The following is a 15,493-nucleotide window of genomic DNA, read 5'->3' as shown; positions in this document are numbered from 1 at the left end:
GATATCCATAAGGAAACTGAAAGATTTCCAGTGTAGCTGATTAACTAACTCGACGCAGCTTAAGCAGGCCGTTCCCTGGCCGCGATCAATAAATCACAGGTCTTTGGTCATATCGCGCTGCGAGGTTTCCGGCGCTTTCCAGGCGGCGAAAGCGGCCACCAGCGCGGCGACGGTGACGTATGTGGCCACCAGCGTCCAGGATTCGTTATCCAGCGAAGTCAGCCCCTTGGCGATGAACGGCGTGAAGCCCCCGGCCACGATAGCGCCCAGTTGAGCCCCGATAGACGCGCCGCTATAGCGCACTTTCGGGCCGAACAGCTCGGTAAAGAACGCCGGCTGTACCGAATTGATCGAGTTGTGCGCGATGTTAATCAGCAGGACATACCCCAACACCATCAACCAGAAGGAACCGCTTTCCAGCAGATAGAAGAACGGGAATGCCATCGCGGCGGCGCACAGCGCGCCAAAGATGTAGATGGGACGACGGCCGACCCGGTCAGACAACGCCCCGAACAGCGCGTGCATCGGAAACGCCAGTACGCAGGTCGCCATAATCACATTGAGCATGGTCTGCTTCGGCACCCCGAGCTGGCCGGTGGCATAGGAAACGGCGAACACGGTTGCCAGGAAGAACGGCACGCTTTCGGCGAAACGCAACACCATGATCAGGCAGACGCTGCGCCACTGGGTACGCAAGACTTCCACCACCGGGCTTTGCCGACGCTCCGGCTCGGCGCTTTTCGCCTGTTGCTGCTGAACCTGCTGGAACACCGGCGTTTCATCCACCTTGCGGCGCATATACAGGCCCACCAGCACCAGCGCCACACTGAGCATGAACGGCACGCGCCATCCCCAGGACATCAGCTGATCTTCCGGCAGCACCGACACCGCGGCGAACACGGCGGTCGCCAGCAACTGTCCGGAGAAACCGCCGGTCTGCGGGATGGAGCCCAGCAAGCCGCGCCGATTGGCCGGCGCGCTTTCCACCACCATCAGCATCGCGCCGCCCCATTCGCCGCCCACCAGGAAGCCCTGAACAAAACGCAGCACCACCAGCAGGATCGGCGCCCAGACGCCAATCTGGTGATAGGTCGGCAGACAACCAATCAGGAACGTCGCCATCCCCATGCCGCCAAGGGTGATCAACAGCGTCAATTTACGTCCGAGGGTATCCCCCATATGGCCGAAGAAAATCCCTCCCAGCGGACGCGCCACAAAGCCCACGCCAAAGGTGGCGAACGACGCCAGCATCGCCGTCATTGGACTGACCGTCGGGAAAAACAGTTTGCCGAACACCAGCGCGCTGGCGAGGCCGTAGAGCAGAAAGTCGTAAAACTCGATGGTGTTGCCTATCCAACTCGAAATCACCACACGGCGAATATTAGATTTATCGTGAAGCGCCTGATGGCGGGATAATTCAACGGAAATCGACATGATATTCCTCGCTTTATAATTTACCGTCCTTCAGGCAAAACCATCCGGACGCCGCCGGCTCAAGGCTGGCGGAGGGTGTAGGGTACAGTTTTTTTCGGGCTGCGCCAGACGGAATGCCTTAGGGTGCGACGCAGCACGGGTTATTACCGGGTTATCACGACTGTTTGCCGAATTTCAGCGCACAGTAAACGATATTTTTTCGATTCCAGGTGTAGGTCACATGCAAGGTGTCGCCATCGGCAATGATGGCGGGGTAAGAAAATTCTCCGGGCTCCTGTTCAAGATCGATAAGGTTTTCCCAATGCTCACCGTTGTCGGCGGAATAAGCCGCCGTCAACGGATAACGGCTACGCCAGTTGCCGGTGACTGGGTTATAGACCAGCACCAGACGCCCCGCGCCGAGATGAACCACATCGATACCGCTGTTGTTGTTGGGCAGCGCAGTGGCATAGGCGTCACACCAGCGGCGCCCATAGTCTGGTGAATCGCTGCGGTAAATCGCCCCACGGGTACTGCGCATCAGCACATGTATCCGCCCAGGCGCAGACTCCCAGGCCGAGGGTTGGATAACGCCGTCCCACTGAAAAACGCGCGTCAGGTCGTTTTCCCACAGGGCGGCTTGTTCCAGCCCCTGCCAGAGCGCATCGTGCTGTCCATCGCCGGGCACCTGATGGGCCAGCGGGATCGGCGTCGCCTGCCAGTGTTCGCCTCGGTCGCCACTGATATCCACGAAGGCATCCCAGTGGCTGGCGTCCTCGACGGAGCCGGGCGCCAGCCACTCGCCGTTGGACATCACCAGCAATTTGTTCTTTACCGGCCCGCGCGGCGCGCTGTCGCCGGGCACCAGCATCCGGGGTGCGGCCCAGCTTGCACCGTCGTCGCTGGAGACCATCACCCGGGTTTGCCAGTGGTGTACGTCCACTCCGACTTTGTAAAACAGCCACAGCGCCCCGTCCTGCCGATGCAACACCGGATTCCAGTGCGGTAAAGCGTCCTCCCAGGCGATGCGAACCGGCGTGTGCCACTGTCCTTGCTCATAATTCGCCAGCCAAATAGCGGTATCGCCGCTACCTTCTTTTTCGCCGGCGAACCAGGCCGCCCGCAGCCGCCCATCGGGCAGCGCGGCGATTGTCGAGGCATGACAATTGCCGAAATAACGGTGATCCGCCGGCAGTACAAATTGCTGTTTTACGGTTGTCAGCATCATAAAAAACCGTCCTTACGATGACAGAGGGAGCGCGTTTTCCATCGACTGGCCGAGCCGAACCATGCTGCGGATCGCTTCCGGAAAGAAGCCGTCACGATAGGCCGCGCTGTTGCGCACCCGGCAAAAGTGGGTCGTGAAGTTACCACATTGCTGCTGGAAGTGCTTGGCGCAGGCCGGATAATCAAGAAACTCCGCCAGCGCCGCCGTTCCCAGATAATCCGCCAACCGTTGGGCTAATTCCGGTTGTTCGCGCCAGTGCTCGTACAGCCAGACGTACAACTGCGGATGGAAGTTCGCCATCACACCGCTGTACGCCTTGACCCCGGCCTGCAAAGACGCCAGCAGCGTCTGGCTGTTGGCGTTGGCCAGATTCAGCCGCGACCCTTGGGTCAACGCGACGCGACGTTGCAGCGTGGGCAGATCGCAACAGGTGTCCTTGATAAAGGTGTAGCGTCTGCTGGCGGCACACCATGACACGGTTTCATCCGACAACAGCCGTTTGTAAGGGTAAGGGCATTCGTAAATACCCAAATCCACCTGCGCGGGCAGCTGCGCCGTCAGCGCCTGCAGGCGTTCGAGCGCCTTGCCGTCAGACTCTCCGGCCAACGCCAACCGGTTGCTGATCAGGATCACGCCGTCTACGCCGGTTTCCGCCACCCCGCCCAGCTGATCCACCTGCTGGCTGGCGGCGCTGGCGGTATGGCCGGAGGCGACGACCGGCACCCGGCCATCCACCTGCTCGACGATAAAACGCACCAGTTGGCGAGTTTCCGCATCGCTTAAGAAAAACATTTCGCTGGACTGACAGGCGGCGAACAGCCCGTGTACGCCCGCCTTCAGATACCACTCCACCAGCCGCGACAGCGACGGATAATCGATTTCACCGCGATCGTCGAACGGGGTCAGCATCACCGGCCAGATGCCGGTGTATTTATCTTCACGGTTGTCATAGCTCATGATTTACTCCGCTAGCAGTTGATGAGCGGCACCCGCCGTCCAGACCTTGATGCCCTGCGTCAACGCCTGGGCGACAAACGCTTTCAGCACCTCCGCCAGCATGTCTTGTGCAACGTAGGCCACCGTCAGGTGATTACTCTGATGGCCCGCCATCAGATCGTCCCGGTTTACGCCGTCCAGCTGCGCGTTAAGCAACGGCCACTCATAGTTAGTGGCACGACGGCGGCGCTCAAACTCGGCCTCCGGCAATTCCACCGCCGTACCGGTGCCGATATGCATCACCACCTGCGTGCCTTCGTAATGCGCCCGCGCCCAGATAAAGCGCCCGGCTTTGCCCTGGCCGGCAATGGTGGAGCCGCCATACGGGAAGAACATCGGCGGCTGACGATAACCGGTGGCACCCGCGATACCCCCTTTCAGATGTGCGAAAGGCACCGCGCCGGAGATCTCCAGATCCCAGTAGAAAACGCCCTGGTACTCGCTGCCCCAGCGGATATCGTGCAGGGTGGTCTCCGCCGGCAACCCCAGCCCTTGCAGCAACTGCCACAGCATCACCTGCGGAATGGCACTGCCCATGTCCACTTCATTGATGCACGGGATCGCCACGCCGGGACGAATCGGGTTGCCCTGTTCGTCCGGCAGCGGGAAACGCTCCGCATTGCCGATGGCGCCTTCGGCGAAATCAGACGCAGCACAGCTATCCTTCAAGCCCTGTTGATACTGCACGCCGACCGCCGACAACCCGAAACGCTCGCTAAAACGCGCCATGGCGATCATCATTGCGCACTGTTCCAGTACCTGATCGCGGGTTAACTGACGGCTGCCGTCGACGCCAAATTCAAAATGCATACCGCGCTCTTCATACCACTGCAGGCAACGCTCGCGCAGTTCGTTCGGCACTTTCGCCATTTCAACCAACAGCGCCGACTGCGACAGAGACTCGATCGGCATCCCGATAGCGACCATCGCCTGCTGCGGAAACACACCGTTAATCATGCCCATACAGAAGGTATCGAACAGCCCGACGATCGCTTTGTGGCGCAGAATATATTCCCCCACCTCGCGGCCGACCTGCCCGGCCGGCGTTGCCAGCACCGGATGAGCCGATGACACCGGGCGGAGATAGCCGGTTTTATGGTTGACGGCGCCATCCCGTAGCCAGGTGGCAAGCCCCTGACGAAACGTGTCGTCCTCAAAGGTCTCCGACCATAACCGAGAGTAGTGACGGCCCAGACTGGTCAAGCAACCGGCCATACACAGCATGCCCACCAACCCCGGCCAGGTACCGTCGAAATTAGCCAGCAACAGAACCGGCCCGCGGTGATGTACCAGCGACGGCGCCAAATGGTGGGAATATTGCCAGGCGGTCAACAGCACGATCACCGGCGCATCCGGATCGATGGCGGCGAATACGGCGCTGCCCTCTTTCTGGCTGCTGATGAAACCGTGTCCCCGCTCGGCGTGCACCGGATGGGCGCGTTTCATGCGGTATCCCAACTGTTCCAGCGCACTCTGCAAGCGGCTTTCGAATGTCTGCTGGGTCGGCCAACAGGTCACATTGGCGGATTCCCGCAGATCCGCATTAGTAACCAGCAATACCTCGTGCGTATCCGCGCTCAGCCTGCAGGGAGAAGCGGGTAGATTCAGTGTCAACATCGTTTACTCCTGGTGTCCGTTCCGGCCGCGCCGGAGGAAATTCGGCTATCAGCTACGCCCCATCAGCTGTAAGGCCGACTGCTGATAGTCATACATCTGCAAATAAATCCGGTACTTGTCGTCATGAAACTGTTGCATGGTGCGATCAGCGAGAATGCGTTCGCCGGGCCGCACCAGCGCCGCCGCCGCGTCCGGCAGTGAGGCGTAGGCGCCGCAGGCCACCGCGCCGAGTAACGCCGCCCCCAGCGTCACCGCATCCTCCTCTCCCACCAATTGGATATCGCAGCCGGTGATGGCGGCGTACTCCCGCAGCCATAGCGGATTTTTGGTAGCGCCGCCGCACATCACCAGCCGGGAAATGCGGTGCCCGGCCTGATTCAAGGCATCGATAATGTGTCGGGTGCCGTAGGCGATCCCTTGCAGCGTCGCCAGATACAACCGCGCCAGCGCATCCGGCCCTTGTTCCAACGTCAGCCCCATTACCATGCCGCGGGCGTGGGGATTAGCCCGCGGTGAACGGTTGCCGTGATGATCGGCGAGTACATGCAGATGACGGGTCGGTTGCGGTTCGCGCTGTTCCAGCGCCGCCACCCACGCATTCAGCACCTCATACGGGCTGCGCCGTTGCCGTTCAGCCAACGCCGTCAGTTCCGGCCACTGCGCATGCTGGCGCAGCGTCCACTCCACCAGCGCGCCGGCCGCGCTTTGACCGCCTTCGTTCAACCACCACTGCGGCAGCATCGCGCCCCAGTACGGCCCCCACACGCCGGGCACGTCCACCGCTTCCCGGCTGACCAGCATGTGGCAATTGGAGGTACCGCTGATGATGGCCAGGCTGCCTTCCGGCTGGCTGCCCACCAGCGCTAGCCCGCCGGCGTGCGCATCGATGATGCCGCTGGCGACCGCGACGTTTTCCGGCAATCCCCAATCGCGGGCGACCGATTCCGCCAACGTGCCGGCGCATGCCCCCAGCGGCAAAATGCGGGATGGGATCTTTTCCCGCAGATCCGTCAGGCCGATAGCCTGCAACAGGCTGTCGCTGAAGCGCGCTTCGTGCGCCAGATAGTTCCATTTGCAGGTCAGGGTGCAGACACTGGCCGCATCCGTACCGGTGGCGCGCCACACCAGATAATCCGCCAGATCGAAAAAGCGCCGCACTTGCTGGTAACGCGCCGGGAAATGGCGCTTCAGCCACAGGATCTTGGGCAACTCCATTTCAATGCTGACCTCGCCGCCCACATAGCGCAGCGCGTCATCGCCGGTGGCGTTGATGTCGGCGGTTTCGACGCCGGCGCGATGATCCATCCACATGATGATGTCCCGCTCGGCGTCGTCCTGTTCCGCAACAGAGACCGGCTGGCCGTCAGCGCCTACCGCCACCAGCGAGCAGGTCGCGTCAAACCCGATGGAACGCACCCGAGCTGGCGCGATGTCGGCACAACGCAACGCTTCCCGCACACATTCGCCTACCGCTCGCCAGATATCCGTAGAAGATTGCTCCACCACATGGGTACGGGGATGAAACTGTTCTATCGGCCGCACCGCGAACGCCAGACGCCGACCGCTGCCGTCAAAAATGCCGGCTCTGACACTAGCCGACCCGACATCCACGCCGATGAAGCAATCGTCATTCATGATCAAACCTCTTTGCTAATTCGAGTTAGCAATGTATTCAAACCATGATTAAGGTGACAATGTTTTTTGATGTGAACTGTGAGGATGATCGGTGAATAAAAAACAATCGATTGAAACAGAAGGGGTTTATTTCGCGCTGATCCGAGGAGAATACAGGCTCTCGGATCAGGGACATAATCTGGATAGATCGTCTGCTCTGATGCTGGCGATCAAAAAATAACACATTGATTTTTCATAAAAATAAAAACATTACCACGCTACTTCCACCACAAAAATCTGGTTGCAGCCGTCAATATCCCGCAAATAGGCGATACGGGAACCATCCGGAGAAAATACGACGGCATCGCTAACCGGCGGGATATCGCTGCGCGGCGTCTGCCGGATCACACGACCGCTTGCCATTTCACACACCATGATGCTGTTATCGCCGACAAACGCCACATATTCACCGCCGGGATGCCAGCTGAAAGCAGATTGCACCGGCCAAGCGCTCTGCGTCACCTGACGGGGTTCCCCGCCATTCGGCGAAATCGTCCACAGTTGCACAATACCGTCGTCATCCCGCATCAGAAACGCGATCGCACTGCCGTCCGGCGCTGCGCGCAACCAGTGGCGCGGCTGATTGACTACGCCGGGATAACGGCGCCCGGCGCTGAACGTCAGGCGTCGCTGACACACACCAGCCGGCGGCGCGGGCAATGCGGTTTCCGTGCCGCCCAGCGGTTGTTCGCCGGCGATGGCATAATCATCCAGATTTTCCGGCAGATCGACGATAAACACCTCCGGTACTTTCTCGCCGTCGGCGGACAGTGTGTCGCCGATAAATGCCAGCGCCCAGCGCTGACGCATGCCATCCGGTCGCAGATAGCCATGCACGCCCACCCAGCCCTCTTCATACGCGCGGTTGATGTCGTCGCTGCCGGGGGATGGATTAGGCGTCGTCCGACTGACCAGTACGCAGTAATGGCTACCGTCATGCTCGCGAGGATGCCGTCCGGGGGCGGCAACCGGCCGCAGCGGCACCGCAACGCCGACGTTGCGCAAATCCAGCGCCGGGTCGCGCTCGTGCAAGACGTGATCGTTGTAAGTAAAACTCAACCGGCTGCCGTCCGGGCTGAAAACATGTACATGGGTTCCTCCGCGCAATGCGCCGGCCGGATAAGGCGGGGTGATCACGCAGGCATCCAGCGTCACAGCCTGCTCAGGTGTCTCTTCCTGTACAATAACGCCGCGGCGATGGTGAAAATCGTACTGCCAGTGTTCATCAGGATGCTCCGGCCCATGAATAAATACATAACGCTGCGGCAGTATCGGGCTACCGGTCGCCACTCCCACATGTGCCCCCTGTCCAGCACGATAGATAACCGTTTGCTGACCCGTCTCTACATGGATTTTTTCAATGGTCAAACCTGTAAACAAAGATCCATGCGGCCTTACATCGTAAATCACCCAGTTACCGTCAGTTGTCCAGATATTAATATTGGTTAACTGATGTGAAACGGTATCAAACGTTAACTGTCGTTCTTTATTCATAACAGATTCCCAAATATGACGTTATTAATTGGCACATCATAAAAAAACGCTCAAAAAAAGATAAAAACAATAAAAATCATTAAGTTGTTTACAAAACCTGACTGTATTTTCATTCAAAAAAATAGAAAGATAGCCTCAACAACCTCCGTTTTCCACGAAGGCCAGTCAGGCGTAATCTTTGCGTCATCGAAAGGACAAACGCCTTTCACCCGACAACCCGGTTATGAGGAAAGACAACATGAAAACTGCAAACACCATCGCTATCGCCGCTGTACTCGCTACCGTTTCATTCGGATCATTCGCAGCGAAATCCGTAAATTATGAACAAGCTGAGCAATTACAGAAAATCGGCGCCGTTTCAGCAACCGCTCACGATCTGAGCTCACTGGAAACGAAGCTGGCCAGCAAAGCCACCGAAGCCGGCGCCTCCGCCTACAGCATCACCTATGCCGGCGGCGACGACACCCTGCACGGCAATGCGGTGATCTACAAATAATCGCCCGGTGCTTCAACCCTCACCCCGGTTTTCCTGTGTCCGAAACCGGGGTTTTTTATTTCTGTATGATGTGAAGCGTGGCGACGGGAGGTATGAACCCCCACGGTCTGCCAGCTAACGGCGAGCTATCGCAAAGAAGAAAGGCACAGCAGGTTACACCGCATTCAATACGAACTTCTCAATCGCATAGGCTACGCCGTCTTCACTGTTGGAACGGGTCACAAACTGACTGGCCGCCTTGACCGATTCGATGGCATTCCCCATCGCAACCCCCAACCCGGCATACTCAATCATCGCCAGATCATTTTCCTGATCGCCCAGTGTCATAACCTCGTCACGGTTCAGGTTCAGGTGCTCCGCCAACATTTTGACGCCTTCCCCTTTGTTGACCCGTTTATCGAGAATCTCCAGGTAATAGGCGGCGCTTTTCATGATGGTATAGCGTTCGAATGCCTGCTGTGGAATGCGGGCGATGGCAGCATCCAGCCGCTCGGGCTCATCAATCATCATCACTTTGGGAAAACGCAGGCCAGGGTTCATTTCCTCAACGGCCCGGTATTTCAGCGGCATGCCGGTCAGGTGTGATTCGTATACGGTATAAGCGCTGATATCTTTGTTGGCGGTGTAAACGTAATCGAAATCCAGCGCATGGAAATGGATGTTCAACTCGCGGGACATGGCTTCAAAATAGAGATAGTCGTTAAAGCTGAGGGTGGTCTGCGCGATGCAGTCGCCGTTCAGCGTACGCTGAACCAGCGCGCCGTTATTGGTGATGCAATAATGCCCGTCTTGTCTCAGCGCCAGTTCGCTCAGGTAGCGCTTAACCCCGATGAAAGGGCGACCAGTCGCCAACGCGACGTACACCCCTTTTTCCCTGGCAGCAGTAATCGCGTGCTTCACCGCCGGCGATATCTGATTCTGCGGTGTGAGTAAGGTACCGTCCATATCAATTGCAATCAGTTTTATTGCCATCGTTTTTACCACTCCCCGATGAATTTACCGCATGCTAGCGCAGTTTCGCCGCCGAACTCCATAAAAAACCCGATTAACCAATTTCAGTTATTGGTTAAAGAAACCCCTCAAAATGCCGATGCCTTAAAGTGTGATTTATTTCACATATAAAAATTACTTCAATAAAACATCTTTATATTACATCGCAACTCGCCGCTTTATTTGAATCGTCTTCCTTACGGGAGTGTATTTATGTCCAATGCCTTAACCCACTACTCTGCCGACGCGCCCGCGCCGATATCTGCCGCCAACAGGAACAAGCTTTCGACCCGAGCGCTGGTGCTGATTACCACAATATTCACTATCGTGTGCGGTTTCGCCGTGGTGCTTGGTTTTCTCATTTGGCAGAGCAGCCAGCAGCAAAAAGCCAGCGCCCAACAACTGTTGGAACAAATGTCAACAACCAATGCGTATGCGGTACAGGGCCAAATCGACGTCGCCTTGTTCACTGCTCGCAACCTGGTTCAAAGTGTGACGACTTTACGCAGCGAAGGATCGCCAGACCGCGCTACCGCCGAGAATTTGCTGAAAAATGCGCTCAAAAATAATCCATCACTGCTATCGATGTCACTCGCATGGGAACCCGATGCATTTGATGGTAAAGACCAGCAATACGCCGCACAGCCGGATCAAGACCCCAAAGGCCGGTTCGTTAAATATGTCGACCGCGACAACGCGGGAAACATCGCAATCCACAATCTGACCGACTACGAAACCCCAGGCAGCGGCGATTACTATCTGTTGCCGCGCAAGCTGCAAAAAGAAGTGGTACTTGAGCCATACAGCTATCCTTACAACGGCGTTAACGTGCTGCTGACCTCTATCGCGGTGCCGATCATGATTAACGGCAAATTCTACGGTTCCGCTACCGCCGATTTCTCGCTGGAAACGCTGCAACAGATGGTCGGCAGTTTCAAACCGTTTAACGGTACGGGCTACGCCACCCTGTTCTCCCCTTCCGGCGCATATTTGTCCCACCCGGACAAAACCCGGATCACCAAAAAACTGGAAGGCAATCAGCCGCTGATGGATAGCATTACGTCGGGCAAAACCTATAACAGCGAGCACTTCAACTCGTTCACCAACACCTGGATGATGAACGCTTACAGCCCGGTCAATATCGGCAATACCGGAACGCCCTGGATGCTGGGAATTACCGTACCGGTGGATGTCGTGATGGCGAACGCCATCAAACAGCGCAATATTGCGTTGATCATGGCAGTGCTGAGCATTGTGGCGGTATCGCTGGTCATTTCCCTCGTTTTTACCCGCAAAGTGCTGCGCCCTGTGGGAGGAGAACCGGTGCTGGCAGCGGAAATCGCGCTAAGAGTATCCCAAGGTGATCTGACCCACGCCATCCCGGTACAACCCGGCGATACACACAGCATTTTCTATGCTATGGCGGTAATGCAGCAGCAGTTGCAGGAGATTGCCGGGCAGTTGCTTAACTCCAGTGAATCGGTCAGCCACGGCGCGGCGGAGATTTCCGCCGGTAACGTCGATCTCGCCGCCCGGACGGAGCAGCAGGCAGCCGCGCTGGAAGAGACCGCCGCCAGCATGGAACAAATCACTGCCACGGTAAAACAAAATGCCGACAACGCGCACAACGCCACCCGTTTGACCCATAACGCAGAGCAAATTGCCCAGCGCGGCGATGAAATCGTCTCACAAGTGGTCAACATCATGGGCGGTATCAACGAAAGCTCGCGGAAAATCAGTGAAATCACCGGCATCATCAGCAGTATCGCGTTCCAAACCAATATTCTGGCGCTGAACGCTGCCGTGGAAGCCGCCCGCGCCGGCGAACAGGGGCGCGGTTTTGCGGTAGTCGCCGGCGAAGTCCGCAATCTGGCGCAGCGTAGCGCCAATGCGGTGAAAGACATCACGACGCTGATCAGCGAATCGGCATCGCGCGTCGAGCAAGGCGTCGGTCTGGTGGAAAATGCTGGCGTCACTATGCGCGACATGCTCGCGGCAGTGACATCGGTTAAAGACATTATGGAAGAGATCGTAGCGGCGTCCGACGAACAATCCCGTGGCATCAGCCAGGTTACGCAAGCGGTTCACGAAATGGACGGCGTGACCCAGCAGAACGCCGCGCTAGTACAGGAAGCCACTGCCGCCGCCGCCTCGCTGGAAGATCAGGCCGGGCAGTTGACCCGGTTAGTGCAGGTTTTTCGGCTGTCATGAGAGAAAGCCGCCGCGTTGGTATTCGCGCGGCGGCTCGCCACCATCGCCTGGCGGCATCAGCAATCACCACCACCCGAGGAGGTGGTTTAAGGCTGACAATAAAAAAGCATGACTTACGCCATGCTTTTTTAATTATTGAGACTGCGTCTACAATTTGAGAGCGTTATTCCTCATCATCCCGCAACGGAACGATCAGCATATCAACATGTACGGTGTTGATGAGCTGGCGGGCGGAAGACATCAGCTTGCTCCAGAAATCCTGATGATGACCGCATAGCACCAAATCGACGCCATACTTGCGGATCGCGTCTACCAGAACCTGCCCCAAATCACCGCTGCCACTCAGCGTTTCCGCTATCGGATAGCCGGCATTGTCGGAAAGCTCTTTCAGGGCATTATGCGTTTCCTCGGAAATACGTTGCTGCATATCGCCCAAATTGACATCGATCAGCCCGGTATAAAGATCCGAATAATTCACGTCCACGTGAATTAAAGAGATTTTTGCATCATATGGCCGCGCCAGGGAGACCGCCTTCTCAACCAACACCTTACTTTCCGGCGACAGATCAACCGCAATAAGGATGTGTTTGTAAGCCATAGTTAAGCTCCTTCTGTAACGACTAACTGGTAGGGTCAGCAGATATTCATATTGCCAATCTGACACCGAATGGTGGAATTATCATAACACCCATGAAATTCAGGGTTATGTTCAGCAGATCACAACGCCGCACATATTCGCGATTGGCCCGGAAGGCGTCGGTATCCGCCGTCAACAACCTTAAGTTACCGTCATACTGCGCCGATAAAAACATTATCGACACGGATTCTCCGCCTGAAGACCGCACTCCCGCAATCACTCGATGAAACCGTCATTGCCGGATGCGAGTCTTATTAGTGTAGTTGAAAAATACGGGACGCCAGTTCGGCAATGCGGCATAAGGACGTCCCCGGCTTCAGGCAACGAGTTCTGCACGAACCTTGATGATTGAATGGAAAAAAGGCGAGTGGCTCTTCTACAATGAAGATTGAGGCGCTTCCCTGCCGTTACCGGCAGAACGCTTCAGGAAAAGGGAAGATGCAGGTAAGAGAATAAGGCATGCGTCCTCGCCCTTCGTGAGGCGACAGCCGGATAACATCGCGTAAACAACGTGTGGCATAAATATCCACAGGCATATTGTCAACGGGATCCGACACATCCATGTGCCTAATGGATAAAAACCGGGAGGGGAGCATGATGATTAATACATTTGCGCTTTTCTGGGCCTTATGTGTCGTCTGTGTCATCAACATGGCGCGATATTACTCTTCGTTGCGCGTACTGCTCACGGTGCTGCGAGACTGTGACCCACTGTTGTACCAGTATGTCGATGGTGGTGGCTTCTTTACCTCTCACGGTCAACCCAGCAAACAGCTTCGACTGGTGCGGTACATCTACACACAACGTTACCTTGACCATCACGACCCGGAGTTCATCCGCCGTTGCGAACGGGTACGCGGTCAGTTCATTCTGACCTCAGCCCTTTGCGGGTTGATTGTTATCAGTCTCATCGCGATGGCGATCTGGCACTGATGGCACGGCTTCGACGTCAGAATTCAGGCGTGATTCCCTTCATTAGCTTTCTATCGTAGATAACTGTAAAAACGCCAAAGGCGACCGCAAGGTCGCCTTTTCTTCTTTGTTCGCTACAGCACAACATACGTCAGATCAGCTTCAACGCCATCCAGTACAGTACCCCGGAAAGCACCATGGAAACCGGCAGCGTAAATACCCACGCCAGCAGAATGCTTTTTACGGTTTTCCCTTGCACGCCACCGCCATCAACAATCATGGTGCCGGCTACCGCAGAGGAGAGTACGTGAGTTGTGGATACCGGCATACCGGTATAACTGGCAATACCGATGGACAGCGCCGCCGTTACCTGAGCGGCACCGCCCTGTGCATAGGTCATGCCTTTCTTGCCGATCTTCTCGCCGATGGTGATGGCGACACGTTTCCAGCCCACCATAGTGCCCAACGACAGAGCCAGCGCCACAGCCACGATAATCCATAGTGGCGCGTATTCCACCGTATTGAGTAAATCGTCGCGCAGGTTTTTCAGCAGACGTTTGTCGTCCGTTTTGGTTTCCGGCAGTTTGGCGATTTTATCAACGCTATCAGAAATACACATCAACAGGCGGCGGGAGCGCGCACGGTCGTCGCCGGAAAGATCGTCATAGCTTTTGATGCCGCCCAGCAGGCCCATTGTGCGTTCAATGGCAATCATGACGCGGGAGCTATCACAATGGAAATCCGGCGTGCCGACAACCGGCATCGCGCCAGCCACCGTGGCCGTTCCCGGCGCTACGGGCGCAGACAAGTCGATAACATGCGATAACGCCTGCCCATGCGCCTGATAATACTCTTGCAGGTTGATCACGGCATCGCGAGTACGGCTGATGTCATAGCCGGAAGCACTCATATTCAGGGCAAACCCAGCCGGCGCCACACCAATCAACACCAGCATGATAAGGCCGATACCTTTCTGACCATCATTCGCGCCGTGGGAAAAACTGACCCCCACCGCCGACAGGATCAGCCCGGTACGTGTCCAGAACGGCGGTTTACGTTTGCCATCTTGCTTCTCACGCTCTTCCGGCGTCAGGTGAATACGCTGACGCTTCCTGGTATTACTCCAGTAACGGCGCAACACAAACACCATCAATCCGGCCAGGATCATCCCGACAATCGGTGAAATAATCAGCGACAGGAAAATGCTCACCATTTTGGGAATATTGAGCGCATCCACCACCGAGGTGTGGTTAACCAGCGCGTTGGTCAGACCGATGCCGATAATGGCGCCGATCAACGTGTGGGAACTGGATGCCGGTAGCCCGCAATACCAGGTACCGAGATTCCAGAGGATCGCCGCCAGCAGCATGGAAAACACCATCGCCAGTCCATGTGCGGAGCTGACATTCAGCAGCAGATCGGTGGGGAGCAGATGGACAATGGCGTAAGCAACGCTTAGCCCACCCAGCAATACGCCCAGAAAATTAAACAGCCCCGCCATGACAACCGCCAATTGAGCACGCATAGCTCGGGTATAAATGACGGTCGCCACCGCGTTGGCGGTGTCGTGGAAACCATTAATCGCTTCGTAGAACAGCACGAACAGCAAGGCAAGGATCAACATCAGGCCGGTGTGGAAATCAAGTCCGGCAAATAAATGTAGCATAAGTGTTAGGCCAGTTAGTGGTCATGAACGCGGCGCATTATCCGCGACAAGCGGGGGTCTGGAAAAGCAAAATATGACATTATTTTGACTTAATTTGCGTCATTTTCGCGAACGCCTTTTCGTTACTTAATGAAAATCAACGCATTATTCTTTATTACC

13 protein-coding genes are annotated in these 15,493 nt (G+C 56.6%); 4 read left to right on the top strand and 9 right to left on the bottom strand.

Going from position 1 to position 15,493, the window contains the following annotated elements; genetic code table 11:
- Positions 1 to 93 precede the first annotated feature (93 nt).
- The 5 genes from HEP82_RS13510 to HEP82_RS13490 all read right to left on the bottom strand — a co-directional run bounded on the left by HEP82_RS13510 (position 94) and on the right by HEP82_RS13490 (position 6,889).
- The gene (locus HEP82_RS13510) at positions 94 to 1,434 is read right to left on the bottom strand and encodes an MFS transporter (protein ID WP_192458555.1); all 1,341 of its coding nucleotides are present in this window, start codon (positions 1,432 to 1,434) and stop codon (positions 94 to 96) included.
- Between the two features lie 154 nt (positions 1,435 to 1,588).
- Positions 1,589 to 2,641: a sialidase family protein gene (locus tag HEP82_RS13505; protein ID WP_192458554.1), complete on the bottom strand. Its 1,053-nt coding sequence runs from the start codon at positions 2,639 to 2,641 to the stop codon at positions 1,589 to 1,591.
- A 12-nt stretch (positions 2,642 to 2,653) separates the two neighbouring features.
- A complete protein-coding gene (locus HEP82_RS13500; RefSeq protein WP_192458553.1) occupies positions 2,654 to 3,598 on the bottom strand; it encodes a dihydrodipicolinate synthase family protein in 945 nt (314 codons plus the stop codon).
- A gap of 3 nt (positions 3,599 to 3,601) precedes the next feature.
- Entirely contained in the window at positions 3,602 to 5,254 is a 1,653-nt protein-coding gene (locus tag HEP82_RS13495; RefSeq protein WP_192458552.1) for a signal transduction protein, read from the bottom strand.
- Between the two features lie 48 nt (positions 5,255 to 5,302).
- Positions 5,303 to 6,889, bottom strand: coding sequence for an FGGY-family carbohydrate kinase (locus HEP82_RS13490; protein WP_192458551.1), 1,587 nt, complete (start codon positions 6,887 to 6,889; stop codon positions 5,303 to 5,305).
- A 91-nt stretch (positions 6,890 to 6,980) separates the two neighbouring features.
- On the opposite strand from HEP82_RS13490, the gene HEP82_RS20135 reads away from it, so the two are divergent.
- A complete protein-coding gene (locus tag HEP82_RS20135; RefSeq protein ID WP_269150428.1) occupies positions 6,981 to 7,109 on the top strand; it encodes a hypothetical protein in 129 nt (42 codons plus the stop codon).
- A 29-nt stretch (positions 7,110 to 7,138) separates the two neighbouring features.
- Here HEP82_RS20135 and HEP82_RS13485 read toward each other — a convergent pair whose 3' ends face one another.
- Positions 7,139 to 8,422, bottom strand: coding sequence for a DUF3748 domain-containing protein (locus HEP82_RS13485; protein ID WP_192458550.1), 1,284 nt, complete (start codon positions 8,420 to 8,422; stop codon positions 7,139 to 7,141).
- Positions 8,423 to 8,660: 238 nt separating this feature from the next.
- On the opposite strand from HEP82_RS13485, the gene bhsA reads away from it, so the two are divergent.
- Entirely contained in the window at positions 8,661 to 8,918 is a 258-nt protein-coding gene (bhsA, locus tag HEP82_RS13480) for a multiple stress resistance protein BhsA (protein ID WP_015855569.1), read from the top strand.
- Positions 8,919 to 9,071: 153 nt separating this feature from the next.
- On the opposite strand, the gene yidA is transcribed toward bhsA, so the two are convergent.
- Complete coding sequence (yidA, locus tag HEP82_RS13475; RefSeq protein WP_192458549.1) at positions 9,072 to 9,890, bottom strand: sugar-phosphatase; 819 nt, start codon at positions 9,888 to 9,890, stop codon at positions 9,072 to 9,074.
- 231 nt (positions 9,891 to 10,121) lie between these two features.
- On the opposite strand from yidA, the gene HEP82_RS13470 reads away from it, so the two are divergent.
- Entirely contained in the window at positions 10,122 to 12,119 is a 1,998-nt protein-coding gene (locus HEP82_RS13470; RefSeq protein WP_192458548.1) for a methyl-accepting chemotaxis protein, read from the top strand.
- Positions 12,120 to 12,282: 163 nt separating this feature from the next.
- Here HEP82_RS13470 and uspA read toward each other — a convergent pair whose 3' ends face one another.
- Positions 12,283 to 12,717, bottom strand: a complete 435-nt coding sequence (uspA, locus tag HEP82_RS13465; RefSeq protein ID WP_015855572.1) for a universal stress protein UspA — start codon at positions 12,715 to 12,717, stop codon at positions 12,283 to 12,285.
- A gap of 636 nt (positions 12,718 to 13,353) precedes the next feature.
- Between uspA and uspB the strand changes: the two genes are divergently transcribed.
- Complete coding sequence (gene uspB / locus HEP82_RS13460) at positions 13,354 to 13,689, top strand: universal stress protein UspB (RefSeq protein ID WP_023638531.1); 336 nt, start codon at positions 13,354 to 13,356, stop codon at positions 13,687 to 13,689.
- A gap of 130 nt (positions 13,690 to 13,819) precedes the next feature.
- Here uspB and pitA read toward each other — a convergent pair whose 3' ends face one another.
- The gene (pitA, locus tag HEP82_RS13455) at positions 13,820 to 15,334 is read right to left on the bottom strand and encodes an inorganic phosphate transporter PitA (RefSeq protein ID WP_192458547.1); all 1,515 of its coding nucleotides are present in this window, start codon (positions 15,332 to 15,334) and stop codon (positions 13,820 to 13,822) included.
- Positions 15,335 to 15,493: the final 159 nt, after the last annotated feature.

The sequence above is a fragment of the Musicola keenii genome (genome assembly GCF_014855505.1).
GTDB lineage: Bacteria > Pseudomonadota > Gammaproteobacteria > Enterobacterales > Enterobacteriaceae > Musicola > Musicola paradisiaca.
The sequence above is the reverse complement of the archived record's forward strand: the minus strand, read 5'-3'. Positions and strand labels throughout refer to the sequence as shown.